This is a genomic window from Aliivibrio sp. 1S175 (assembly GCF_001690985.1).
Taxonomy (GTDB): Bacteria; Pseudomonadota; Gammaproteobacteria; order Enterobacterales; family Vibrionaceae; genus Aliivibrio.
This window is the reverse complement of the sequence record NZ_MAJS01000006.1, coordinates 204,252-229,883: the sequence shown is the minus strand read 5'-3', so window position 1 is coordinate 229,883 and position 25,632 is coordinate 204,252. Positions and strand designations below refer to the sequence as shown.

Below are 25,632 nucleotides of genomic sequence, written 5' to 3'. Positions count from 1 at the left end.
CGCAAAGAGAATATAAAAACAAATATATCAGGCTAGATAGGATGAAAACTTACCATTTTGCGCCAATAATTAATCTTACAAGTAAATGTGCAATAAAAAGGATCGCTATCTATGCAGAAAATAGCCTCAAAACCATTACCAATGATCCGCACTGGATATACAAAGATTCTTTTAGACGTGTTTTCAAAGCATGGTATCAACGTACAAGAACTATTAAATGATTCAGGCTTACCACCAGACTTATTTGAAACAGATAAAGATTATTTACCAGTAGAACCGGTTAAACGCCTTGTATATCTACTGTCTTCACAGGTTGGTGTAAATAGTTTTAGTGAATTATTACGCACTGCATTTCGTCAAAGAATAATACCTCAGATACTTAAACAATTTGATAGCACCGTAACCGTAAAGGAAGCACTCGAAAAAGTGAACATCATATTCAACCATGATTCGCCAGGCAGCGAGATTACTTTTGAAAATGAATATGATAAATACTGGCTCTGCCGCTCTGCCTCTTATGAAGATACGATTTATTTTATTTGGGGCGAAGTTTTTGCAGTCTTATATATTATTGAACTCATTCAAGCATTAACAAAATCAGATTGGTTTCCCGAACAAGTAAAGATACAACACGTTGATGATGAGATAATTCGTTCAGCACTAAATCAAAAAACACAATTTTTTATATCTCAAAGTAAAAGTGCATTATTGATTGATGAAAAAATTCTTAACTCTACCGTTAAATTTATTCCATCAGACACTAAGCATAAAGAACCACTCGTTGAGTGGCATTCTAGCTTCAGTGATAGTGTTTTTACCTCATTACTTCCTTATGTTCGGGAGCACTCTTTAAATATTAAGCAAGCCGCTAAGTTATTACAAATGACACCAAGGACTTTCCAACGTCGACTAAAAGAAGAACGAACGTCATTTAGGCAACTAAAAGAAAGTCTTACCTTATCAATATCATGTGAATTAATGGAAGAAGGTCACTCATTGACCCATATATCAAGCCAACTTGGTTATAATAATATTTCTCATTTTTCACGAGCATTTAAACGCATTAGTGGGTTAACACCAAAAATATATAAAAAGTCTATTTTGGGACTGGTGGAATGAATTTACCATTATACGCCAATCAATTTTCTTTCACTTTTAATTTAAATAATATTTAGGCAATATAATAAACATAAAAACATTACATCAATTTAATTAGCAATCAGGAATTATTATGAGCTCAGTAGAAAAAGAATATGGTTTTAATACTCCTCAACGTTTATTTGTCGGCTATACACTAGCAGTTCTTGTTGATTTAACAGTATTGAATTTTTTTGACGAATATTGGGATTTTGTAAACATAGAATCATTTACTATATCATTCGCTGCTGCGATTTTATTGCAGTTATTATTGAAGTTATCGATCAATGCAGAACACCGAATTGCAGATTACTTTAAAAATAAACCAGGTACAGCACCAAAAATATACCGAGGGTTAAGTAGCTATGTGATTTTAGTTGGTAGTAAGTTTATTATGTTAGAAGCTATTAATATTCTATTTGGTGACAAGGTATCGTTTGATGGTCCATTGAATGGTGTAGTGGCTTTCTTCGCTGTAGTGTTTACTATCTTAATTGCAGAAATCACCGTATCTAAAATTTACTTTGCTTTGAGTGAGAAAGAAAAATAATTAAAACCTTTATAAAATAAGAATGCTTAATAAATAAAAATGGCGACCACATAGAGGTCGCCATTTTTTATCAAATCGTTTATTCAATTACTTATTTGCGTTTAGCTGCTCCGCAAAATCTAACATACGATTTAGTGGAATAAGTGATTTTACGCGGATCTCTTCATCAACGAAAATTTCATGATCTGCACCACCTTCATTTAAGGCTTTCTCAATCGCAACAAGACCATTCATCGCCATCCAAGGGCAATGCGCACAACTACGGCAAGTTGCACCAGCACCAGCAGTTGGCGCTTCTAATAACTCTTTGTCTGGCACCATTTGTTGCATCTTAAAAAAGATACCTTTATCAGTTGCCACTATCATTTTTTGTTGCGGTAATTCTTTAGCAGCTTTAATTAATTGGCTAGTAGAACCAACCGCATCAGCTAACTCAACCACACTGGCTGGTGACTCAGGGTGAACTAATACCGCAGCATCAGGATGAAGTGCCTTTGCGTCTTTTAATGCTTTTGCTGAGAACTCATCATGAACAATACATTCGCCCTGCCATAACAGCATATCAGCGCCTGTTTTATTAGCAATGTACGAACCTAAATGGCGGTCTGGTCCCCAGATGATTTTTTTATCTTCATCATCAAGATGTTCAACAATTTCAAGAGCAATACTTGACGTTACTACCCAATCAGCACGGGCTTTCACTGCTGCTGATGTATTCGCATATACAACAACAGTATGATCAGGGTGAGCATCACAGAACTCAGTAAACTTGTCAGCAGGACAGCCTAAATCCAGAGAACATTCAGCTTCTAATGTTGGCATTAAGATGGTTTTTTCAGGCGTTAGAATTTTTGCAGACTCCCCCATAAAGCGAACACCAGCAATCACTAATATTTGTGCCTCATGACGGTTACCAAACTTAGCCATTTCTAATGAATCACCAACAAAACCACCCGTTTCTTCAGCCAATGCTTGAATTTCAGGATCGGTATAGTAGTGAGCAATTAGTACCGCATTTTTATCATTCAGTAACTGCTTAATTTTAGCTATGTATTGTGCTTTTTCATCAGCACTTAGCTTCGTAGGTTTTGGTGGAAAAGGATATACCGTGTCGACGTGATCTAAAATATGGCCCATTGCTCAGCTCATTAATTTTTAAAAATAATCTGAGCATTATACCCCTTATGGTATAAGCGGCAAGACAGTGGTAATAAAAAAGGAGCTCATGAGCTCCTTTTTACATTGGATTTATAACGACTTCAACTGCTTATCCGCTGTTTTAGCGGTGGTGCTATCAGGGTACTCTTTCAGTACTTTTTGATAGTATTTAGTTGCAGCTGCATTGTTATTGTTACGTTTAGCAAGCTCACCTAATTTCAATAACGCATCTGCGCGTTTATTAGAGTCAGAGTAGCTTACTACCTTTGCAAAACTCTTAGCGGCTTCAATATCGTTCTTTTGCGCAAAATAAAGCTGACCTAGCCAATAATGTGCATTCGAGTTGTAAACCGAATCAGGATAGGCAGCAACAAAATCTTGGAATGCTTTAGTTGCACCTGCATAATCTTTTTTCTTTAAAATCAAATCTACCGCGTTTTGATATGCTTCATTTTCGTTAGTATCAGTAGCATATGCACCTGAAGATGAAGCGTCTGTAGCATCGGTCGGTGTTGCTACAGGAACTGGCTTTGCTGTTCTCAGTGTGTCGATTTCAATATACAACTGACGTTGGCGCTCTAGCATTTGTTCAAGGTCGTAAGTATTACGTTCAACCATTCCACGCATCTCTGATAATTCTTCAGATAAACCATCAAGTTGTTGTTGAAGTTGGAGTTGAATTTGGTTACGACTTTGAATTAAGCGTTCTAAACGCTCAATACTTGAAGAAGATGCAGGAGTAGAAGAAGTCGAAGTCGCATTTAAATCAGTGACTGGAGCAGGAGCGGCGACCACAAGGGTCGCCGCACTCGCCAGCAACGTAAGCGGAATTAATCGCTTAAGGTTACTGTATTTCATATAAGTCTGCCTTATAAACTGTCGATTAGTATACTAATACTGCGCGACGGTTTTTAGCGTAATCTTCAGCAGATTGACCTAATACTAGAGGCTTCTCTTCACCGTAGCTTACGATAGAGATTTGATCAGCTGAAACACCTAGAGCTTGTAGGTATTTAGAAACTGCTTTAGCACGGCGCTCGCCTAGTGCGATGTTGTACTCAGGAGTACCACGCTCATCAGCATGACCTTCTACTGTTACTTTAACGTCTGCATTAGCGCTTAAGAAAGCCGCGTGAGCTGCAAGCATATCTTCGTATTCAGAAGAGATTGTTGAGTTATCAAACGCGAAGTAAACTGTTTGAACTTTACGAAGCTCTTGCTCTGCTTGAGCACGAACTTCTTCTTCTGTCATTTGAGCATCAGCGTCGATAGCTGAAACAACTGTTGTATCAGTTTGGCCTTCAGCGCCAGTTGTTTGAGTTTCTGCAGCATTTGTTGATTCTTGGCCAGCAGTACTGTCAGTTGCGCTGTCGCTAGAACTACAAGCAGAAAGAGCAACCACAGGCAGCGCGATTAAAAGACTCTTAAGAAGTTTATTTAGTTGCATTATATTTTCCTTATTTCCTAAATATTTAGTAGCTATAAAAATGGCGACCACGCTGGTGCCCTTACACGTCCGTTTGTCGCTGGTAAGCGAGCTTTGAAACGGCCATCTATAGAAACCATTGAAAGTACATTCTGTTTTCTATAAATGGAACTGTAAATCACCATGCCGCCATTAGGCGCAATACTCGGTGACTCATCCAGTAGTGTCTTAGTTAAGACCTGAACGGCACCTGTTTCTAAATCTTGTTTCGCTAGATTAAATCCAGTCTCTGAGCGATTAACCATAACAATAAATTTACCGTCTGGAGTAATCTGCCCACCAAGATTTTGACTGCCTTGCCAGGTTAAACGTTTTGTTAAACCGTCTTCTAAATTTACTCTATAAATCTGAGGTTTACCACCCCGATCTGAAGTAAATATTAAAGACTTGTTATCAGGAGCCCAAAAAGGTTCTGTATTATTTGATCTTCCGCGAGTTATTTGACGCATTTTCTTCGTCTGTAAATTGACGATATAAACCTGCAAACTCCCAGTTTTTGATAATACTATCGCAAGCTCTTTGCCATCATGTGAGAAGCGAGGGGCTCCATTATGACGAGGATAAGAAGCGATTAGTTCTCTCTTACCCGTATAGATATTCATAATGAATACTTGTGATTTTCTATTTTCAAAACTCACATAAGCCAATCTCTTACCATTAGGAGACCACGCTGGAGACATAATTGGTTGTTTAGATTTCAATACCAAACGTTCATTATAACCATCATAATCTGCGATTCTTAACTGGTATGGATATTGTGCTTTATCACTCACCACAACATAGGCAATACGAGTTAAAAAAGCCCCTCTCTCACCGGTTAATTTCTCATAGACTACATCAGAAATACGGTGTGCGTATTTACGAAGTTGCTTAGTTGATAATGTCGCGACTTTATTAACAAGAATATGGTCTTTCGTTGAAACCAGTTCACCTGCGTTATTTAATGCCTTTGAGTTACCTTTTGTTAATTGACCTCTTACAACGTCAATTAACTTATAAGTTACTTCATATTTACCTTGAGCATTAAGCTTCACTTCACCGGTAACAATCGCGTCTACCCCCATTTTCGTCCAAGCTTCGTAATTAATATCCGAATCTTTATATGGTGTTTGTGGCATTTTATTGGTAGCAACTGGACTAAACTTACCACTGCGCTGCAAATCAGATGAAATGATAGCGGAAATATCTTGTGGTAACTTGCCTTCGCCATGCCATTTAAAAGGCACAATGCCAATTGGTCTTGCTGAATCTACGCCTTCTGTAATAACCAGTTCTAATTCTGCTCTTGCGATCTGACTAAAACTTAAACAGACGACAAAGAGAGTTAATATCCATCGTTTAAACACTTGTTCTTCCTTATTCTGGCTCTACCGTAAGGTTTATGTTTGTTAGTTTAGCAACAACATCACCGTCAGTTGGCATTGGGAATACATTTACTTTTGTTACTGCCGTCTTCGCTGAACGGCATACTTGTGCATCACCACTTAATGTTGTCACTGATAGCAATAACCCTGATGATGCTAATTTAATTTTCACGCGACAGCTTTTACCTATATAAGCCTCATCTATTAATAAGTTTTGCTGGATCATTTGAGTATAAATAGCGCCATATCGATTAACTTCATCATCAATATGCTGTTGTTTCGCAGAGCTATTTTGAACCGTTTCATCTTCTAAACCCGCAAAAATATCATTCAACGCGGCTTCTTTTTGTTTGCGCTCAGCTTCTGCTTTCGCTGCTCGAGCTTTATCTTGTCGTGCTTTTTCTGTTGCGGCTTTCGCTTTTGCAACTCGTTCAGCTTCAGCCTTCGCTTTTTTATCAGCGTCTGCTTTAGCCGCTTTTTCTTTGGCTATTTTTTCTTTAGCCAAACGTTCTTTTTCTGCTTTAGCTGCTCGTTCTTTATCTACTCTCGCTTTTTCTGCTGACGCTTTCGCCGCTTTTTCTTTATCTGCTTTTACTTTAGCAACTCTTGCGGCTTCAACCTTAGCCGCAGTCTCTGCTTTACGTTTTCGGTCATTTTCAGCTACGGCTGCTTTTTTTCTGTCATCTTCTGCTTTACGAGCTGCTTTTTTCTCTTTGACTTGCTGCTCTTTAAGTTTACGAATTCGATCTTCTTCGGCTTTACGATTTTTTTCCAATTGATCCGATTGTTGTTTTAATCGTTTTAATCGCTCGTTCTCTGCACGTTCCGCTCTGTCTCTTTCTTGACGAATTTGCGAAGCTTGTTTTGCAATCGTGTTCGGGTCGATAACAACCGCTTGAATGGTATTAGGTTGTTTTTTTTCATCCATAGAAAAATCACTACCCAAAAGCAATGCAGCAACGAGTAGCAAATGCAATACGACAGAAACAATGATGGCAAAAGTGTAATTATTATCCGATTTCATCAATGATTATTCACTCTATTCCTTGAGATCGGTAAGTAATCCAACTTTACTTACCCCTGCACGGCTTAGTTCATCAAGCACTAGAACTATCTCTGAATATGGCGTGCTAGCATCACCACCAACCGCAACGGGTGAATTTGGTTTAATACTCAATTCAGCTTTAACGTTAGTGATCATTTCTTGCATAGACATTGGACGACGCACTTCTTGATTATCAACACTTAAACCGAGATTGCCGTCTTTATCTACTTCAACAATAATAAACGTAGCATTTGGATCTTCTCCTGCCATCGCTTGTGCTGATTTCGTATTCGTCATCTCTGGCAACTCAACATCTACGCCTTGAGTTACAAACGGAGCGGTTACCATAAAGATAATTAGTAGTACTAACATGACATCAATATATGGAACGACATTAATCTCAGCTGTTAATTTTCTTTTCTTCGGTTGATAGCCAGACATTACTTCTCCTGACTTGTCATTGCTTGTCGGTGTAAAATACTTGTAAATTCATCCATAAATGCAGCATAGTTATGTTCAAGCTTACCTACTTTCACACTTAAACGGTTATATGCAATTACCGCTGGAATTGCAGCAAACAAGCCCATTGCTGTAGCAACGAGAGCTTCTGCAATACCTGGAGCAACCATCGCTAGCGTTGCTTGTTTCACTGCACCTAACGCAATGAATGCATGCATGATGCCCCATACCGTACCAAACAAACCAATGTATGGTGTAATTGAACCTACGGTTGCTAAAAATGGTAAATTTGTTTCAAGACTGTCAACTTCACGAGATACAGTGACACGCATTGAACGAATTGAACCATCCATCACCGCTTCTGATGACGAGCCATTTACACGAGATAAACGAGAAAACTCATTAAAACCTGAGTAAAAAATCTTCTCGGTTCCACTAATTCTCTCTTTACGTACTTTAACTTCATTAAATAATTGAGCTAAGTCCATTCCTGACCAAAATTTATCTTCAAAACGCTCTGCATCACTCCTAGCAACCGCTAATACTTTTGAGCGTTTAAAAATCATTGCCCATGACATTACAGATAAGCTCAATAAAATAAGCATCACGATCTTAACTAATAAACTAGCTTGTAAAAATAGATCGAGAATTGATAGTTCACCTGTCACAAGATATCTCCGATAGTATAAATAATGGTATCGCTGTTGGTTTCATTTTAGCGTTATCAATACAGGCTACCTTAACTGTAGCTTTGCACAATACTTTCCCTTCAAAATTAACCAATAACTGACAAAAGGTCAGTGATACCCTTTTAATTTCTGTTATGAATGTTTCAACAATAAGTTGCTCATCTAGGCGAGCCCCTTGAATGAAGTCCATCGTTACATTTTTAACGACAAATCCTACTGATTTTTCTAATAACACTTTTTGAGAAACACCATGATGACGTAATAATTCTGTACGTGCTCGCTCAAAAAATTTAAGGTAATTGGAATGATAAACAACGCCACCGGCATCGGTATCTTCATAATAAATGGTTATAGGCCATCTAAATGCGCTTTTATTCACTACAACATTTCTCTTTTTATTGAAAAATAATAGGGTAACTATAACTGATAACTTACTATTTTCACTATATGAAATCTGGATTTTGGAGCTAAATCGTCAAAAAAAAAGCGGTTCATTACTTAAAAAAATAATAAACCGCTTAGTATGATGTTCCAATATACGAATTATATGAGGCGCTTAAAGTTACATAAAATACAGGTAACTAAAGTAGCCTAAAAACAATATTGAAAAATACGGACTAAATAACAACTTCCAAATCCATTTTTGCGGAACAAATCCAACAGCAAAAATGAATGCCGTACAGACCGAATAAATCAAGCTAGGGGCTAACAACCCACCAAAGCCACCAATTTGTTCAGAATATACTGTTGGCTCCCACATTAGCATTGCCATGTGGAAAATAGCCGCCCCAACTAATAATAATCGTACGATAATATTATTGATTGGGCGTTGAACATTGTCTATTTTGTCAGCGAGATTACTCACTGTCTTTGTCCATCATTTCTGAATGCTCTAGCCAAAGAGCATTAATGATTGCAAATGAACATGCTAGTAGCACGCCTAGGATCCATGCAAAATACCACATTGTTATGCTCCTTAATAAAGCGAATTTTTGTTTTCTTCAACAAACTTAGTGTCGATACGGCCAAACATTTTGTAATAAGTCCATGCAGTATAAGCAAGAATAGTCGGAACCATTACTACTGCAACTACTGTCATAATATTCAATGTTAGCTCACTTGATGTTGAATCCCACATAGTCAAACTATGATCTGGGTTTAAGCTTGATGGCATTACAAATGGGAACAGTGCAAAGCCAGATGTTAAAATAACACCTGCATTGGTTAGGCTTGATGCAATAAACGCAACCCATGCTTTTTTCAGCTTAGTCGCAATCATAGCAATTACAGGCATAACAACCGCAAGAGCTGGTGCAATCCATAGTAGTGGGTATTCTTTAAAGTTTAAGAATAAAGCGCCTACTTGACGGATAACATCTTTATTTAAAGGATCTGATGGCGCGTTATGATCCATAACACTTGTAATCACGAAGCCTTCAATGCTTTGAGCCCAAAAACCGGCAACGGTAAACAATACGATAATCAATGCTGAACAAATCATTGAAACTTGACTTGCTCGTGCATGAATTTGATCGGTTGTTTTCATTTGTAACCAAGTAGCACCCTGCAATACAAACATTGCAGAGCTTACCAAACCACAAATTAATGCAAACGGATTTAGTAGGTCAAAAAATCCACCATGATACTTAAGCATCATTAGGTTATTCAGTTCAAATGGAACCCCTTGAAGAAGGTTACCAAATGCAACACCAAAAATAATTGGTGGAACAAAGCTACCAATGAAGATTGCAGCATCCCATGCCGAACGCCAGCGCTTATCTTCAATTTTAGAACGGTAATCGAAACCTACTGGACGAAACCATAATGCCGCTAACGTCAGCATCATCGCTAAATAGAAACCAGAGAATGACGCTGCGTAGACTAAAGGCCATGCAGCAAACAATGCACCACCAGCAGTTACTAACCAAACCTGGTTACCTTCCCAGTGAGGAGCGATTGAGTTAATCATCACTCGACGTTCTGTATCTGTTTTACCGATGATAGGCACTAATGCACCTACACCCATATCAAAGCCATCTGTTACAGCGAAACCAATCAGTAATACACCGATCAATGCCCACCAAACAAATCGCAATACTTCGTAATCAAACATTACTCAAATCTCCGTTGTTATGCTTCTACTTGGCGAGATAATTTCGCTTCTGAATCTTGACCATCTTGCTCAAAGTGATAACGGCCAGTTTTCAAGCTGCTAGGACCTTTGCGTGCGAATTTCACCATTAGGTAAACTTCAGCAATCAAGAATATCGTGTACAGACCAATAATCATTGCCATTGAGGTTAAAATCTCAGGCACTGTCAATGCAGACGCAGCAACATTTACTGGTAATATTTCACCAACTGCCCATGGTTGACGACCATATTCTGCGACAAACCAACCAGCTTCAATTGCGATCCATGGTAGTGGCATACCAAATAAGGCCGCCTTAAGTAACCATGATTTTTGACCAATTTTCTGACGACACGTCTGAACAAAGGCAAAACCGAAGATAAGTAGCATTGCTACACCACAAGCAACCATGATACGGAACGAGAAGAATAGAGGCCAAACTGTTGGGATTGAATCATCCGCAGCGGCTTTAATTTGCTCTTCTGTTGCATCAACGACATTGTCGGTATAGCGCTTAAGTAATAAGCCGTAACCTAGGTCATGTTTAACATCATCAAATGCTGCGATATTTTCAGGTGTTTTATCACCATTACGTAATTTTTCTAGCAATTCATAAGCAATCATACCATTACGGATACGTACTTCGTGTTGCTCTTTTAGATCACGTAAGCCTGTTACTTGTTTATCTAATGAACGCGTTGCAATAATACCCATAACATAAGGGATCTTAATTGCGTAATCCGTTTCCATTGACTCTTGGTTTGGTAAACCAAATACAGTAAATGCCGCCGGTGCTTCTTCTGTATGCCATTCAGCTTCGATTGCTGCTAGCTTAACTTGTTGAACTTCACCCAGTTCATAACCAGATTCATCACCAAGTACCATTACAGATAAAATTGATGCCATGCCGAAAGATGCAGCAATTGCGAATGAACGACGTGCAAAGGCAACATCACGACCTTTTAATAGGTAGTAAGAACTGATACCAAGAACGAACATTGCACCACAGGTGTAGCCTGATGCTACTGTATGTACGAACTTAACTTGAGCTACTGGGTTCAATACCACTTCAGCAAAACTTACCATTTCCATACGCATGGTTTCAAAGTTAAATTCGGCGCCTACTGGGTTTTGCATCCAGCCATTCGCTACTAGAATCCAAAGAGCAGAGAAGTTTGACCCTAACGCCACTAACCAAGTTACAGTAAGGTGCTGACGTTTTGATAAACGATCCCAACCAAAGAAGAATAAACCAACAAAAGTAGATTCTAAGAAAAAAGCCATTAGTGCTTCGATCGCGAGAGGCGCACCGAAAATATCACCAACATAGTGAGAGTAGTAAGACCAGTTAGTACCAAACTGGAATTCCATCGTTAGGCCTGTAGCAACACCTAATGCGAAATTAATACCGAACAACTTACCCCAGAACTTAGTCATGTCCTTGTAGATTTGTTTGTCGGTCATTACATATAACGACTCCATGATAGCCAATAGAAAGGCCATACCTAAAGTCAGGGGAACGAATAGGAAGTGATACATCGCTGTCATTGCAAACTGCAATCGCGATAACTCCACTACATCAAAGATCATGAGAACTCCTTTGTGTCAGGCTGAATGACACAGTGCTTTCACACTTTTGGGTGAGCGTAATACTTTGTATTGGTTTTAATATTTATACCGTATTAATAACCACAAAGTGTTACATGATTGTAATCAAAACGTTAGCTTAATGTTAAGCATAACCTAATATAGAACCTGCTAATATTAATAGGAAACACGATATCTTTCAAAAGATTTGTCTAAAATTTGAAAGTTAATTACAGTTTTTTTTACATAATCTCTTATTTTTCACATTTTACACATTTCTTATACAAAAAAGCGGGTAATTTTGATCACCCGCTTTCATTCTACTTATAATTTTATTAATAAAATATGACAAATTATGAATAATTGTCCCTAGTTTATTTATCTGGTCTATCAATACCAAAATGAGTATACGCTCGATCGGAGACAATTCGACCTCTTGGTGTGCGTTGCAGGTAGCCTTGTTGAATTAAATAAGGTTCAATGACATCTTCAATGGTATCTCTTTCTTCACCAATGGCTGCGGCAACATTATCAAGACCTACAGGCCCACCATTAAATTTTTCCATAATGGCTAATAATAATTTTCTATCCATATAATCAAAACCACGAACATCAACATCAAGCATATTCAACGCTTTGTCTGCAATTTCAGAAGAAATATGACTATCACTCATTACATCCGCATAATCACGTACTCGGCGCAATAATCTATTCGCTATTCGTGGCGTACCGCGTGCTCGTCGTGCAACTTCAAGTGCCCCATCAGATTCCATAGACAGATTCAAACAATCCGCACTGCGTTTAACTATATATTGAAGGTCATCTACATTGTAATATTCTAGCCGTTGCACAATACCGAAACGGTCACGTAGTGGTGATGTTAATGATCCCGCCCTTGTTGTTGCTCCGATTAAGGTAAAAGGAGGCAAATCAATTTTTATTGAGCGTGCTGCAGGGCCTTCACCAATCATAATATCTAATTGATAATCTTCCATTGCTGGATACAGTATTTCTTCAACCACAGGGCTTAATCGGTGGATCTCATCAATAAATAAAATGTCATTTTCTTCTAAGTTTGTTAGAAGCGCAGCTAGATCCCCTGCCTTTTCAAGAACAGGCCCTGAAGTAGTCCGAATATTTACTTCCATCTCGTTAGCAACGATATTCGCTAATGTCGTTTTACCTAAGCCTGGAGGGCCAAAGATAAGCAAATGATCGAGAGGTTCATTACGCATTTGTGCAGCTTTAATGAAAATTTCCATCTGGCTGCGAACATGATCTTGACCACGGTAGTCTTCTAGCTTTTTAGGGCGAATTGCTCGATCAATAACTTCTTCTTCACGAAAAACAGGACTATCTGCGGCAATAAGGCGATCAGCTTCAATCATAAAAAAGCACTCAAAAATTCAATAGGTAAAAAGGACTAAGGTGGTATTAGATCATTGATTTCAGTGATTCACGAATTAACGTTTCACTGGTCATGTCTGGTTTAGCAACTTGAGAAACGATTTTCGATGCTTGCACTGGTTTATAACCTAAAGAAATAAGCGCACTGACGGCTTCATCTTGTGCACTTTGTGGGGACGTTATCAAATCAGAGCCATTATCCATTGGAACTGAATCCGTTGCTGGAGTAAATAAATCACCCGCGCCCCACCCTTTAAGGCGGTCTTTCATCTCTACGACTAAACGCTCTGCCGTTTTTTTACCAACACCTGGTAATTTAACTAAAGTCGAAATATCTTCACGCTCTACACTTTGAACAAATTGCGACGCTGTCATACCAGATAAAATCGCTAGCCCTAATTTAGGACCAACACCATTCGCTTTAATGACTTCTCTAAATAACGCACGCTCTTTTTTTGTGTTAAAACCATATAATAATTGGGCATCTTCACGTACTACATAGTGAATATAAATGATCGCTTCTGTGCCAATTTCAGGTAACTCATAAAAACAACTCATTGGCATTTGGACTTCATAGCCAACACCACTTACCTCAATTAATAATTCTGGAGGTTGTTTTTCTAATAAATTTCCACGAAGGCGTCCGATCACAATAGATACTCTTTAAAATAATTAACTACATCGAATAGTAATAAAGAACTGGATAGATATCCAGTAAAAGAAATGATAATTTAAGTGTGCTTTAACGATATCGTCCACGTCGAGCACTGGTTGCTTTACCCGCTAATGCGATTAAGGTCTTATTGGTATTAGCATGACAAATCGCAACCCCTAACCCATCAGCGGCATCGGCTTGTGGTTTTGCTGGAAGTTTTAACATCGTCATCACCATATGCTGAACTTGTGCTTTATCTGCCCCACCCGTTCCTGTTACCGCTTGCTTAATTAAACGTGCAGCATATTCATAAACAGGGAGATCGGCATTGACTGCTGCCACTATTGCACTGCCTCGCGCTTGACCTAACTTTAATGCTGAATCTGCATTTTTAGACATGAATACTTGTTCGATAGCGAATACGTCAGGTTGAAACTGAGTAATTATTTCAGAAACACCTGCATAGATTTGTTTTAAACGACCAGGAAGTTCTTTTTCTGACATACGGATACAACCGCTACCTAAATATTGCAAGTGTCGGCCATTTTGACGAATAACGCCGTAGCCAGTAATGCGAGAGCCGGGATCAATCCCTAAAATGATAGACATAGTAAAACCACTGATTATTTATACATGTATATTAGCTAGATATCCCCATAAACTCAAGGTATTCGTCATGTGCTACTATCTCATTTAAGATAACGCAGATACAAAAATGCCCGCATAAGGCGGGCATTTTTTAATAAAAAGAAAACTTAATTAAGCGTCTTTTTTCTCAGCAAGTTTTACTGCAATTGATAATTCTGCAAGAGAATCAGGATTCGCTAGGCTTGGCGCATTCGTAAGTAGACACGCTGCTGCTGTCGTTTTCGGGAATGCAATAACGTCACGAATGTTTTCTGTACCACAAAGTAGCATCGCAAGACGGTCAAGACCGAAAGCAAGACCTGCGTGTGGCGGCGTGCCGTATTTAAGCGCTTCAAGTAAGAAACCAAATTTCTCTTGTTGCTCTTTCGCTTCGATACCTAGGATGCCGAATACTGCAGTTTGCATTTCAGCATTGTGAATACGAACAGAACCACCACCCACTTCATAGCCGTTGATAACCATGTCGTACGCATCAGAATTTGCAGCAGCAGGGTTTACTTTAAGTTCTTCCGCTGTCATTCCTAATGGAGAAGTGAATGGGTGGTGCATTGCATGCAAGTTACCTTCGCCATCTTCTTCAAACATTGGGAAATCGATAACCCAAAGCGGTGCCCATGCTTTCTTATCTGTTAATTCTAAGTCATCACCAAGCTTGATACGTAATGCACCCATTGCTTCAGAAACAATGTTTGCTTTATCTGCACCAAATAGAATGATATCGCCCGTTTCAGCTTCGGTACGTTCTAAAATACCATTTACAACGTCTGCGTTTAGGAATTTAGCAACAGGAGATTGAACACCTTCAAGGCCAGCAGCACGATCGTTTACTTTCATCCAAGCAAGGCCTTTCGCGCCGTAGATACCTACGAACTTACCGTATTCATCAATTTGTTTACGAGATAGCGATGCACCACCAGGAACACGAATAACCGCAACACGGCCTTTTTCGTCATTGGCAGGACCAGCGAATACTTGGAATTCTACTTCTTTAAGAAGATCAGCAACATCAACTAATTCTAGTGGGTTACGTAGATCTGGTTTATCAGAACCAAAACGACGAATCGCTTCAGAGAACTTCATTATAGGGAATTGACCAAGCTCTACATCAAGAAGCTCTTTCCACATATCATGAACTAGACGTTCAGTAATTTCACGAACTTGGCTAGATGATAAGAAAGACGTTTCAATATCGATTTGAGTAAATTCAGGTTGACGGTCAGCACGTAAATCTTCATCACGGAAACATTTAACGATTTGGTAGTAGCGATCAAAACCAGACATCATCAGAAGTTGTTTAAACAACTGTGGTGATTGTGGAAGTGCGTAAAAGCTGCCTTTATGAACACGGCTTGGTACTAGGTAATCACGAGCGCCTTCTGGCGTTGCTTTCGTTAGTACTGGTGTTTCGATGTCTAAGAATAGGTTCTCATCTAAGAAACGACGAACAAAGCTAGATGCACGAGCACGTAACTTGATACGGTCACTCATTTCTGGACGACGTAAATCAATATAACGGTACTTCAGGCGTTGCTCTTCTGAGTTCGTTTGATTGAAATCCAGTGGAAGTGCTTCTGAACGGTTGATGATCTCAAGACCAGTCGCGTAAAGTTCAACTTCACCCGTCGACATATCTTTATTTACTTGGCTGTCAGGACGAACACGTACTTCACCAGTAAATTTGATACAGAACTCATTACGCAGTTGGTTAGCGATTGAAAAGATATCTTTCATATCTGGATCAACAACTACCTGAACGACACCTTCACGATCTCGCATATCAATAAAGATAAGACCGCCTAAGTCACGGCGACGGTTTACCCAGCCGCAAAGTTCTACAGTTTGCCCTGCAAGGGACTTGTTCAGGTTACCACAGTAATGGGTGCGCATGATGATTTTCCCAATCTAATATACATATCAATAGTAAATGCAATAAAAAGCCTTACTGCATTTTTCATAAACCTATTTACGCTTGCTAAAATGACTAATAAAACAGCTACTTTGCTGTATTAATATACAAAACGCAAAAATATAGCGCCATTATAAAGGAAAAACATTCTAACGACATAGCACGGAGTAAAAAAAGTTCACTTTCAATTATCATTGGCCTAAAGACTTTAAGATAAGAATTAACTACAATGGTGTCATCATGTGCAGGAGAGCACGGATGTATGCAATTCTAGGTAAGTAGAACAAACCAATATTTACCTAGAATTGATATAAATAAGTACGGATAAACAACGTGCCTTTGTGAGAATAACATGGCTAACCCTGATACTATTTTTTCAACACCTATTGATAAAATTGGTGACTTTACCTTTGATGAACGAGTTGCTGAAGTCTTCCCGGATATGATTCAACGATCTATCCCAGGTTACAGTAATATAATTTCAGCAATCGGAATGCTAGCCGAGCGCTATGCCAAGCCTCATTCAACAGTTTATGATTTAGGCTGCTCTCTAGGCGCAGCAACGTTATCTATGCGTCGCCATATCAATCAAGAAGGGTGTCAAATCATTGGGGTCGATAACTCATCAGCAATGGTTGAACGATGTCGCCTGCTTATTAACGCTTATCGTTCAGATACCCCAGTATCGATTATAGAAGCAGATATCCGTGATGTAGAAATACAAGATGCTTCTGTTGTGGTGTTGAATTTCACACTGCAATTTTTAGCCCCAGTCGATCGTCGAACGTTATTAGAAAAAATCTATGCGGGCCTACGCCCTGGTGGCATTCTTATTTTATCCGAAAAATACATTTTTGAAGATAACACTGCTAACGAATTACTTATCGATTTACACCATGATTTCAAACGTGCTAATGGTTACAGTGAATTAGAAATAAGTCAAAAACGTAGCGCGATTGAACATGTAATGCTACCTGACCCAATTGATACTCATAAAGAACGTTTTAAAGACATTGGTTTTAAAAGTGCAGAAGTATGGTTCCAATGCTTCAACTTTGGATCTATGTTTGCGATAAAGTAACTGGTTTTGTTTCTTTCTATTTTTTACCTAAATTTATTAACTAAAGATATCTCATGTTAAATTTTGCTAATTTTTATACGCTCGTTTCTCAAGATACCATTCTTCAGCCTTGGTTAAATACTTTACCTCAGCAATTAACTGATTGGCAAAATGCAGAGCATGGTGACATTGAGCGTTGGACAAAAGCGCTTAAAAAAATCCCTGAGGGCTGTGCTGATAATATTGATTTAAAATCATCAGTTACCCTTTCAAATAACACCCCTTTAATTGATGGTGAACGTAAAAAGTTAGAAAACTTATTACAAACCTTTCACCCTTGGCGTAAAGGTCCGTTTAGTGTCCATGAAATTCATATTGATACTGAATGGCGCTCTGATTGGAAATGGGACCGATTACTGCCCCACATTACTCCACTTAAAAACCGCTCAATTTTAGATGTAGGTTGCGGTAATGGCTACCACATGTGGCGTATGCTAGGTGAAGAAGCTCGTCTGTGTGTAGGTATTGACCCATCACACTTATTCTTAATTCAATTCGAAGCCATTCGTAAATTAATGGGCAATGACCAACGAGCTCATTTATTACCCTTAGGCATTGAACAGCTTCCAGAATTAAATGCATTTGATACTGTATTTAGCATGGGGGTTCTTTATCACCGCCGCTCTCCACTTGACCATTTAATTCAATTGAAAAACCAATTAGTCGCTGGCGGTGAATTAGTGCTAGAAACACTGGTTATTGATGGCGATGAAAACGCAGTATTAATGCCTGTTGATCGTTATGCTCAAATGCGTAATGTTTTCTTTTTCCCATCTGCTCGAGCATTAAAAGTATGGCTAGAAAGCGTGGGATTTGTAGACGTTAACATTGTGGATGAATGCGTTACTACAACAGGAGAACAACGTTCAACGGAATGGATGAAACACAATTCTCTACCAGAATACTTAGACCAAAATGATCCAACAAAAACAATTGAAGGTCACCCAGCGCCTAAGCGTGCGATCTTAATTGCAAAAAAACCTGACTAAACGCTAACATTGTGGGGCTATCAGCCCCTATTTATTTTCGTTATTATGCACATGTTAATTTAACTCAACGGAACATAAAATGATCCAACGAATTCTACCATTGGTTGCTATCCTAAGCCTTTCAGGATGCGCACTGACTCAACAAACAACGCCAGTCGCTTCAGATAATACAGAAACAGTTGCAGCCATTAAGTCTATGGAAACCAATCTAAATACTCGTTTAGGTGGTATGGAAACAAAAATTGAGACACAAAATGATTATATTTCGACATTAGAAAAAGAACTGTCGAATGTATCAGAAGAGCTTTCAATGGTTCGCACTGAGCAAACCAAAATTCAATCGAGTATAAAGCAAGCAACTTCACAGAAAACCCGCCTAGCACCTATTCCTATTTCGATGCAAACCCAATCATTAAAAGACACTCTTATTTTAGGTGCGATTGAAAACGTAGAAATTGCTGATATACAGCAAAAATTCAGTGCTCGTATTGATACTGGAGCAACAACCTCTTCTCTTAATGCCGTTGATCTTCAAGAATTTGAACGTAATGGCACCCAATGGGTGCGATTCCATTTAATAAACCAAGATGCGCAAGAAGATGGCAAATTGGAATGGATTACTGCTCCTGTAATCCGCAATGTTAAAATTCGTCAATCGACAACTGAAGAAGCAGAACGTCGCCCTGTTGTTGAACTGTGGATCAAACTTGGAGCAATTCATGAAAAAGTACAATTTACTCTTGCGGATCGTTCTCACATGACCCATTCTGTTTTATTAGGTCGTGAGTTTATACAAGACATTGCTGTTATTGATGTCAGTAAAGAATTTGTTCAAAGCAAAAAATAACACCCGACTTCAAATAAGCGGTAATTTATTCAATCTCTTAGTAGCAAAAATTACCGCTTGAATTACAATTATACTTATCTTCCACTTATGCCATTACAATGAGGACGTTATGCCATCAAGAGTGCCTTTTTATTTTCTTATCTCACTATTAGTTGTCGCTGGACTTACACTGAGCTGGCTACGCCATGACTCATACGGAGTGCCTTGGACACCAGGAGAAAGAAGCCAAGTTTGGGACGTAGAAGCCCGAATTCAATTTGATGCAGTAAATAAACCTGTCAAGGTATCAATGGCTGCACCACAAACTCAAGCCGGTTTTACCATTGTTGATGAGAGTGCTTCATCTCCAGGTTATGGTATTGCTTATCTAACGACTGATCATGGACGTCGCGCAGAATGGACTATTCGTCAAGCAAATGGCCCACAAACGTTGTATTACAAGACTCAAATTTTAGTTGATCCCCAAGCTCAGGCTACAGTGGAACCACCAAAATCTGATAAACCAGAAGCTGTGACTTTTGAAGGCCCGCATGAAGCTGCAGCGATTTCATTATTAGAGCAAGCAAGAGCACGTTCTTCTGATGACATCACCTTAACCCGTGAATTAATTAAACAATTCAACGATCCTGATAATCAGAATGCCTCTTTACTTTTAAACGACTTAACTAAAGTTCAAGCCGTTTCTAAATTACTAAGCTATGAAGCAATTCATAACAAAGTTGTTGGGACACTTTGGTTAGAAGATGGTCGTCGTCGTCAATCTGTTCAGCACATGGTTGAAGTATGGAGCGGTGAAAAGTGGCAGTTATTCAATCCAGAAACTGGAGAGCAGGGCCAGCCCGCTAACTTACTACTTTGGGATGAAACTAATGTTTCTTTATTAGATGTTGTTGGTGGAAAGAACAGCCAAATTAACTTCTCAATGATTGCACAAGAGATTTCGCCAACAGCCGCAACAGAAAAGAAAGTAGAAGCAGATAACCTGTTAAACTTCTCTATTCACAGCCTACCGCTTGAAGAGCAGTCGATGTTTAAAACCATCATGCTTATTCCTATCGGTGCGCTAATGGTTGTTTTCTTACGAGTCATTGTCGGTTTAAAAACGTCTGGTACTTTCATGCCTGTACTTATTGCCGTTGCCTTTGTTCAGACTCAGCTAGTCACAGGGATTGTCGGTTTCTTACTGATTGTAGGTACAGGTTTAGTCATCCGTAGTTACTTATCCAAACTCAATCTACTCTTAGTGGCCAGGATCTCAGCGGTTATCATCGCCGTTATTATGATTATCTCAGTCTTTACGATTGTAGCCTTTAAGATTGGCTTAACTGCTGGGTTAAGTATTACTTTCTTCCCTATGATCATCCTTTCTTGGACGGTAGAACGTATGTCTATCCTATGGGAAGAGGAAGGTTGGAAAGAAGTGGCAACTCAAGGCGGTGGTTCATTGTTGACTGCAGTATTAATCTACATAGCAATGACGAATCCATTTGTACAGCACTTAACCTTTAACTTTATTGGTATTCAATTAATTATCTTAGCGCTTATCCTAATGCTTGGTAATTATACAGGTTACCGTTTAAGTGAGCTTCGTCGCTTTAAGCCTTTAGCGGAGGACTAATCTATGTTTAGTCGATTTACGTCTCCTTCAAAACTAAAAGCAAAAGGGATCATGGGAATGAATCAGCGTAACGGTGGCTATATTGGCCGTTACAATGACCGAAGCAAGTACCCATTGGTTGATGATAAATTAAAAACAAAAATCATTGCTGAGAAAGCTGGGGCAACCGTTCCTAAGCTTATCGGTGTGATTGATAGCCAAGCTGAAGTAAAGAACATTCACGATATCGTTAAAGATTGGCCTGGTTTTGTAATCAAACCAGCTCAAGGCAGTGGCGGTAAAGGGATTTTGGTTGTCACATCTCATAAAGATGGAATTTATTACAAACCATCTGGTGCAGAAGCGAATAAACAAGACGTCGAACGTCATATTACTAATACATTAGCAGGTCTTTTCTCCCTTGGTGGAAAAAACGATGTCGCTATGATAGAGAATTTGATCGAGTTTGATGATGTCTTTGACGGCTTCAGTTATGAAGGAGTGCCAGATGTTCGTATTATTGTATTTAAGGGCTACCCTGTAATGGCAATGATGCGCTTATCAACCACAAACTCAGATGGTAAAGCAAATTTACACCAAGGCGCTGTTGGTGTGGGGATTGATATTGGTACAGGTAAAGCCGTACGTGCAGTACAGTTTGACTTACCCGTTGAAAAGCACCCTGATACTGGAAAATTATTAAGTACATTAGAAGTTCCACATTGGCATAAATTGTTAACTCTTGCATCAAGTGCTTGGGAAATGACAGGTTTAGGCTACATGGGGACTGATATGGTGCTAGATAAGAAATACGGCCCAATGGTACTTGAGCTTAACGCTCGTCCCGGTTTAGCCATTCAAATCGCTAACGGTACGGGTTTATTACCCCGCTTAAAGCACATTGAAAGCTTAGAGGAGACGGTTCCATACCCGACTCCTGAAGCTCGTGTTGCTTATGCTATGGAACAGTTTGGTATTTATAATAAATAGCACTCTGGATAAATAAATAAAAAAAGGGAAGACAGCTTAATGCTCTCTTCCCTTTTTTTATCTTCTATCGTTGCTTTCCAACTCGAGTACCGATCCAGATAGCCGCTATTCAGATAATTACTTTTCCCAACGTTGTGCCGCTGATTTATCCGTATCTCTTGATTCTACCCAGCGAACTTCTTTCGTTGTACGTTCTTTTTTCCAAAATGGGGCATTGGTTTTTAAATAGTCCATGATGAACTCACAAGAATCAAACGCTGCACCACGATGCGCACTTGATACACCGACAAATACAATTTGATCGCCAAGCTCTAAATCACCGACTCGATGAATCACTTTCACTTTAAGCAGTGGCCAACGCGATTTTGCTTGAGCAACGATATCATTCAGAGACTTTTCCGTCATTCCTGGGTAATGCTCTAGAGAAAGCCCGGTAACATCATCACCAAGATTCATGTCTCGAACTTTACCGATAAAGGTAACCACTGCACCTGCGGCAGTACCTTCTGCTAGTAATTGATACTCATCGCCGACATTAAAATCATGCTCTTGAACAGAAATCATATTAACCGCCTGTTACAGGTGGGAAGAAGGCAACTTCATCACCATCAGAAACGGCTGAATCTAAACTTGAAATAGTTTGGTTGATAGCAACCAGTAATTTGCCTTTCTCTAGGGCTAAATCCCATTTACCTTCTTTTTTACTTAACTCTTCACGAATCGCTTCTGCTGTTGCGTAATCGCCAGTAAGTTCCAGTTTACCAGTACCTACTAACTCTTTGGTTTGAGCGAAAAATAATACTGTGATCATGCGTCTGCCTTAAAGTGTCCAGATTTACCGCCAGTCTTTTCTAATAAACGAACTTGACTAATAACCATGTCTTTTTGAACGGCTTTACACATGTCATAGATAGTTAATGCAGCAACAGACGCAGCAGTTAATGCTTCCATTTCTACACCTGTTTTACCTGTTAGTTTACATACTGATTCAATACGAACCATATTTTCAGCTTCAATCGCTTCTAATTGTACTTCAACTTTAGTTAACAATAATGGATGACACAGAGGAATAAGATCCCATGTTTTCTTCGCGGCTTGAATACCAGCAATACGTGCTGTCGCAAACACATCACCTTTATGGTGAGAACCAGAAACAATCAACTTTAGTGTTTCTGGAGCCATGTGAACAAACGCTTCTGCACGCGCTTCACGTACTGTTTCTTGCTTAGCTGATACATCAACCATGTTCGCCTCACCAGAGGCATTAATATGAGTAAAATTTGACATAATTCTTCTTTATTATCCGCCAATAGAGGCTAAATGTGGGGTCATACCTGCATGGCCATCATGTAGAAAGTGGCCTTCAGCTTTATTATCTAACTGAGTTTGAATACACTGAATTAATTCATCCTGCTGTGTGTCTTCTTGCAATAGTTCGCGTAAATCAACACCATAATCACCAAATAGACACATATGCAATTTGCCTTTTGCTGATACTCGAAGTCGATTGCAACTTTGACAAAAATCTTTCTCGTAAGGCATGATCAAACCAATCTCACCCACATAATCTGGATGAGTAAAAACTTGAGCAGGGCCGTCACTTTCACCGCGTGGTTTTAATATCCAATTATTAGCAATTAAATGATTACGAATAGACACACCAGACTGATGATGATTTTTAAAGAGGTCGTTCATTTCACCCGTTTGCATTAATTCAATAAAACGCAATTGAATTGGACGAGTTTGAATCCACTTTAAAAATAGAGGTAATTCGGTGCTATTGAGATCTTTGAGTAGAACGGTATTGACTTTTACCTGCTTAAATCCCACTTCAATTGCTTTATCAATACCAGCCATAACTTCGGCAAATTTATTTTCACCTGTGATCTGATAAAACATATTTGGGTTTAAACTATCAACACTCACATTGATATCGGTAAGACCCGCTTCTCGCCATTCAGCGACATGCTTCTCCATACGATACCCATTCGTCGTGGTTGCGACTTTAGTAATACCAGGTTGAGAAGCTACGGTACGGATGACTTCTGTAAAATCTTTACGCAGACTTGGCTCACCACCAGTAATACGTACTTTTGACGTACCACAACGCGCAAACGCACTGACTGTACGTTTGATTTCATCAAGTTCTAGGAAGGACTCTCGTTTACCATTTTCAGGCCTATAACCATCAGGTAAGCAATAAGTACATTTAAAATTACAGACGTCTGTAATCGACAATCGTAAGTAATAAAACTTGCGATTATAGTTATCTTCAAATTGTTTCGCCACGGAACACCTTTCCAAACACGGGAGGCTTGTTCATTTCCAAACAAACCCTTGTGACCGAATTGTCACTGGCTTACGCTACATATTGAGTGTTTCTTAAAAACAACTTAGTAACTTAAGCTCGGAGTTATGGCAACCAAACTTAATCCACACTGATTAAATTGGTGCTCTTATTAAAATACTCAATATTCCTGCTATTTTCCAATTTTTTTGTTATTTCAGCTAAATTACTCAATATTGTTTAATAAATGTGACGCTTTTGCCGTCATTCAATCTGCAAACTGTGATGAATTCAACATTTCACTAATCATTGCTTGTCGTCACTTTCCATATCACCCAAACTATTATTAATTATAATGTGACGTTAAGTATGAATATTATGTATAAGCATCAAATTGTAGCTATTGGCGGTGGACACGGCTTAGGCCGTGTTCTCGCTGCGCTAAGTGATTTTGGTAGTAATGCAACAGGAATAGTCGCTACAACTGACAATGGTGGCTCTACGGGGCGTATAAGAGAGTGCCAAGGAGGAATCGCCTGGGGAGATACTCGTAATTGTATAAACCAATTAATCACAGACCCATCAATCAGTTCAATGATGTTTGAATACCGCTTTAAAGGCCAAGGCGAACTACACGGGCATAACCTTGGTAATTTGATGCTAACGGCACTCGATAACCTGAGTGTTCGTCCACTTGATGCGATTAATCTCATTCGTAACATGCTTAAAGTAGAAACGAATATTATTCCGATGTCAGAACATCCATCCGATTTAGGGGCACTAACGACTGATTTACGTAAAATTTCAGGCGAAACAAATATCGATGATATGGATGAATTGCCTTTACGCCTATTTTTAGACCCAGAAGTACCAGCCACTCAAGAAGCGATTCAAGCCGTTAGAAATGCAGATTTAATTTTACTAGGCCCGGGCAGCTTCTTAACGAGTATTATGCCTCCATTACTGCTTCCTGGTTTAGGTAAAGCAATTGGTGCAAATAAAAAAGCTAAGCTGGTTTTTATTGATAACTTATCAAAAGAATTTGGGCCTGCTGGGAAAATGGACCATCGAATGATGCTTGAATGGTGCGAGCGAGCATGCTCAGGAAGAAAAGTTGATATTATCTTAACAGATAAAGAGTTAGTGGAATTACAACCAGAATATAATTGTAAAACCACCGATCTTGCTTCATTAAATCACGATTGGCGCCATGATAGAGATAAATTAAAGCAAGAAATTATGAATTTACTTGATTAACAACTTACGATAAGCAAGCTCAGTACCGCGCGCAATATTTACAAATTCAGAGATATTGCGCTCAACCCATTCTTGCTGAAGTAGTTTTGCTTTCTCTTCAATATTAATCGCCATTGTCGCTAATTTATCTGCACCAAAACTACCGGCACTACTTTTAAGGCAATGGCTAATTTCCCTTACTTTATCAATTTCAGGGTGAGTCGAAAGTGTATCAATAAACTCATCTAACTCATCGCAAAAAATGCCAAAAAGAAAAGGAACATTCTCATCCCCTACTTCTTGGACTAATTGATTCACTGCTATTTGGTTTATATACTGGCTCAC

29 protein-coding genes and 1 riboswitch are annotated in these 25,632 nt (G+C 39.0%); of the genes, 8 read left to right on the top strand and 21 right to left on the bottom strand.

Annotated features, from left to right (window positions below):
* The first annotated feature begins 111 nt into the window (after positions 1-111).
* Positions 112-1,119, top strand: a complete 1,008-nt coding sequence (locus tag A6E06_RS03050) for an AraC family transcriptional regulator (RefSeq protein ID WP_065591573.1) — start codon at positions 112-114, stop codon at positions 1,117-1,119.
* A gap of 112 nt (positions 1,120-1,231) precedes the next feature.
* Positions 1,232-1,687 carry a hypothetical protein gene (locus tag A6E06_RS03045; RefSeq protein WP_065591572.1) on the top strand — a complete coding sequence of 152 codons (456 nt, stop codon included), beginning with the start codon at positions 1,232-1,234 and terminating at the stop codon, positions 1,685-1,687.
* An 87-nt stretch (positions 1,688-1,774) separates the two neighbouring features.
* Here A6E06_RS03045 and nadA read toward each other — a convergent pair whose 3' ends face one another.
* The 16 genes from nadA to aspS form a co-directional block, all read right to left on the bottom strand.
* A complete protein-coding gene (gene nadA, locus A6E06_RS03040) occupies positions 1,775-2,824 on the bottom strand; it encodes a quinolinate synthase NadA (protein WP_065591571.1) in 1,050 nt (349 codons plus the stop codon).
* Between the two features lie 111 nt (positions 2,825-2,935).
* Positions 2,936-3,703, bottom strand: coding sequence for a tol-pal system protein YbgF (ybgF, locus tag A6E06_RS03035; RefSeq protein WP_065591570.1), 768 nt, complete (start codon positions 3,701-3,703; stop codon positions 2,936-2,938).
* Between the two features lie 25 nt (positions 3,704-3,728).
* On the bottom strand, positions 3,729-4,292 hold the full coding sequence (gene pal / locus A6E06_RS03030) for a peptidoglycan-associated lipoprotein Pal (RefSeq protein WP_060990583.1): 564 nt from the start codon (positions 4,290-4,292) through the stop codon (positions 3,729-3,731).
* Positions 4,293-4,324: 32 nt separating this feature from the next.
* Positions 4,325-5,677: a Tol-Pal system beta propeller repeat protein TolB gene (gene tolB, locus A6E06_RS03025; RefSeq protein WP_065591569.1), complete on the bottom strand. Its 1,353-nt coding sequence runs from the start codon at positions 5,675-5,677 to the stop codon at positions 4,325-4,327.
* 10 nt (positions 5,678-5,687) lie between these two features.
* Entirely contained in the window at positions 5,688-6,719 is a 1,032-nt protein-coding gene (gene tolA, locus A6E06_RS03020) for a cell envelope integrity protein TolA (RefSeq protein ID WP_065591568.1), read from the bottom strand.
* 15 nt (positions 6,720-6,734) lie between these two features.
* Positions 6,735-7,181: a protein TolR gene (gene tolR / locus A6E06_RS03015; RefSeq protein ID WP_060990580.1), complete on the bottom strand. Its 447-nt coding sequence runs from the start codon at positions 7,179-7,181 to the stop codon at positions 6,735-6,737.
* Positions 7,181-7,867: a protein TolQ gene (tolQ, locus tag A6E06_RS03010; protein WP_065591567.1), complete on the bottom strand. Its 687-nt coding sequence runs from the start codon at positions 7,865-7,867 to the stop codon at positions 7,181-7,183. Before tolQ ends, tolR begins: the two co-directional genes overlap by 1 nt.
* A complete protein-coding gene (gene ybgC / locus A6E06_RS03005) occupies positions 7,857-8,267 on the bottom strand; it encodes a tol-pal system-associated acyl-CoA thioesterase (RefSeq protein ID WP_065591566.1) in 411 nt (136 codons plus the stop codon). Before ybgC ends, tolQ begins: the two co-directional genes overlap by 11 nt.
* Before the next feature lie 183 nt (positions 8,268-8,450).
* Positions 8,451-8,753 (bottom strand): cyd operon YbgE family protein, encoded by a 303-nt coding sequence (locus A6E06_RS03000; RefSeq protein ID WP_065591565.1) that lies wholly within the window; start codon positions 8,751-8,753, stop codon positions 8,451-8,453.
* Entirely contained in the window at positions 8,746-8,853 is a 108-nt protein-coding gene (gene cydX, locus A6E06_RS02995) for a cytochrome bd-I oxidase subunit CydX (RefSeq protein WP_012550467.1), read from the bottom strand. The genes A6E06_RS03000 and cydX overlap by 8 nt, the downstream gene beginning before the upstream one ends.
* 11 nt (positions 8,854-8,864) lie before the next feature.
* Positions 8,865-10,001 carry a cytochrome d ubiquinol oxidase subunit II gene (gene cydB / locus A6E06_RS02990; protein ID WP_045101700.1) on the bottom strand — a complete coding sequence of 379 codons (1,137 nt, stop codon included), beginning with the start codon at positions 9,999-10,001 and terminating at the stop codon, positions 8,865-8,867.
* Positions 10,002-10,018: 17 nt separating this feature from the next.
* Entirely contained in the window at positions 10,019-11,605 is a 1,587-nt protein-coding gene (gene cydA / locus A6E06_RS02985) for a cytochrome ubiquinol oxidase subunit I (protein ID WP_065591818.1), read from the bottom strand.
* A 374-nt stretch (positions 11,606-11,979) separates the two neighbouring features.
* Positions 11,980-12,993, bottom strand: a complete 1,014-nt coding sequence (gene ruvB, locus A6E06_RS02980) for a Holliday junction branch migration DNA helicase RuvB (RefSeq protein ID WP_065591564.1) — start codon at positions 12,991-12,993, stop codon at positions 11,980-11,982.
* Positions 12,994-13,039: 46 nt separating this feature from the next.
* Entirely contained in the window at positions 13,040-13,663 is a 624-nt protein-coding gene (gene ruvA / locus A6E06_RS02975) for a Holliday junction branch migration protein RuvA (protein WP_065591563.1), read from the bottom strand.
* 91 nt (positions 13,664-13,754) lie between these two features.
* The gene (gene ruvC / locus A6E06_RS02970) at positions 13,755-14,276 is read right to left on the bottom strand and encodes a crossover junction endodeoxyribonuclease RuvC (protein WP_060990573.1); all 522 of its coding nucleotides are present in this window, start codon (positions 14,274-14,276) and stop codon (positions 13,755-13,757) included.
* Positions 14,277-14,426: 150 nt separating this feature from the next.
* Positions 14,427-16,202, bottom strand: coding sequence for an aspartate--tRNA ligase (gene aspS / locus A6E06_RS02965; RefSeq protein WP_065591562.1), 1,776 nt, complete (start codon positions 16,200-16,202; stop codon positions 14,427-14,429).
* A gap of 371 nt (positions 16,203-16,573) precedes the next feature.
* Here aspS and cmoA point away from each other — a divergent pair, with 371 nt between their 5' ends.
* The 5 genes from cmoA to A6E06_RS02940 all read left to right on the top strand — a co-directional run bounded on the left by cmoA (position 16,574) and on the right by A6E06_RS02940 (position 21,764).
* The gene (gene cmoA, locus A6E06_RS02960; RefSeq protein ID WP_065591561.1) at positions 16,574-17,302 is read left to right on the top strand and encodes a carboxy-S-adenosyl-L-methionine synthase CmoA; all 729 of its coding nucleotides are present in this window, start codon (positions 16,574-16,576) and stop codon (positions 17,300-17,302) included.
* Between the two features lie 53 nt (positions 17,303-17,355).
* Complete coding sequence (gene cmoB / locus A6E06_RS02955; RefSeq protein WP_065591560.1) at positions 17,356-18,330, top strand: tRNA 5-methoxyuridine(34)/uridine 5-oxyacetic acid(34) synthase CmoB; 975 nt, start codon at positions 17,356-17,358, stop codon at positions 18,328-18,330.
* Positions 18,331-18,409: 79 nt separating this feature from the next.
* The gene (locus A6E06_RS02950) at positions 18,410-19,177 is read left to right on the top strand and encodes an ATP-dependent zinc protease (protein WP_065591559.1); all 768 of its coding nucleotides are present in this window, start codon (positions 18,410-18,412) and stop codon (positions 19,175-19,177) included.
* A 109-nt stretch (positions 19,178-19,286) separates the two neighbouring features.
* Positions 19,287-20,795, top strand: coding sequence for an inactive transglutaminase family protein (locus A6E06_RS02945; RefSeq protein ID WP_065591558.1), 1,509 nt, complete (start codon positions 19,287-19,289; stop codon positions 20,793-20,795).
* Between the two features lie 3 nt (positions 20,796-20,798).
* Entirely contained in the window at positions 20,799-21,764 is a 966-nt protein-coding gene (locus A6E06_RS02940) for an alpha-L-glutamate ligase-like protein (RefSeq protein WP_065591557.1), read from the top strand.
* Positions 21,765-21,881: 117 nt separating this feature from the next.
* Here the strand turns inward: A6E06_RS02940 and moaE are convergent, their stop codons facing one another.
* From moaE to moaA, 4 genes are all read right to left on the bottom strand, one after another.
* Positions 21,882-22,328 carry a molybdopterin synthase catalytic subunit MoaE gene (gene moaE, locus A6E06_RS02935; protein WP_065591556.1) on the bottom strand — a complete coding sequence of 149 codons (447 nt, stop codon included), beginning with the start codon at positions 22,326-22,328 and terminating at the stop codon, positions 21,882-21,884.
* A 1-nt stretch (position 22,329) separates the two neighbouring features.
* A complete protein-coding gene (gene moaD, locus A6E06_RS02930) occupies positions 22,330-22,575 on the bottom strand; it encodes a molybdopterin synthase sulfur carrier subunit (RefSeq protein ID WP_065591555.1) in 246 nt (81 codons plus the stop codon).
* Complete coding sequence (moaC, locus tag A6E06_RS02925; RefSeq protein WP_012550453.1) at positions 22,572-23,051, bottom strand: cyclic pyranopterin monophosphate synthase MoaC; 480 nt, start codon at positions 23,049-23,051, stop codon at positions 22,572-22,574. The genes moaD and moaC overlap by 4 nt, the downstream gene beginning before the upstream one ends.
* Before the next feature lie 12 nt (positions 23,052-23,063).
* Positions 23,064-24,053, bottom strand: a complete 990-nt coding sequence (gene moaA / locus A6E06_RS02920) for a GTP 3',8-cyclase MoaA (protein WP_065591554.1) — start codon at positions 24,051-24,053, stop codon at positions 23,064-23,066.
* Positions 24,042-24,189, bottom strand: a riboswitch (molybdenum cofactor riboswitch). It overlaps the preceding gene by 12 nt.
* Positions 24,190-24,429: 240 nt before the next feature.
* Here moaA and yvcK point away from each other — a divergent pair.
* A complete protein-coding gene (gene yvcK, locus A6E06_RS02915; protein ID WP_065591816.1) occupies positions 24,430-25,308 on the top strand; it encodes a uridine diphosphate-N-acetylglucosamine-binding protein YvcK in 879 nt (292 codons plus the stop codon).
* Here the strand turns inward: yvcK and A6E06_RS02910 are convergent.
* Entirely contained in the window at positions 25,297-25,632 is a 336-nt protein-coding gene (locus A6E06_RS02910) for an Hpt domain-containing protein (protein ID WP_065591553.1), read from the bottom strand. The genes yvcK and A6E06_RS02910 overlap by 12 nt on opposite strands.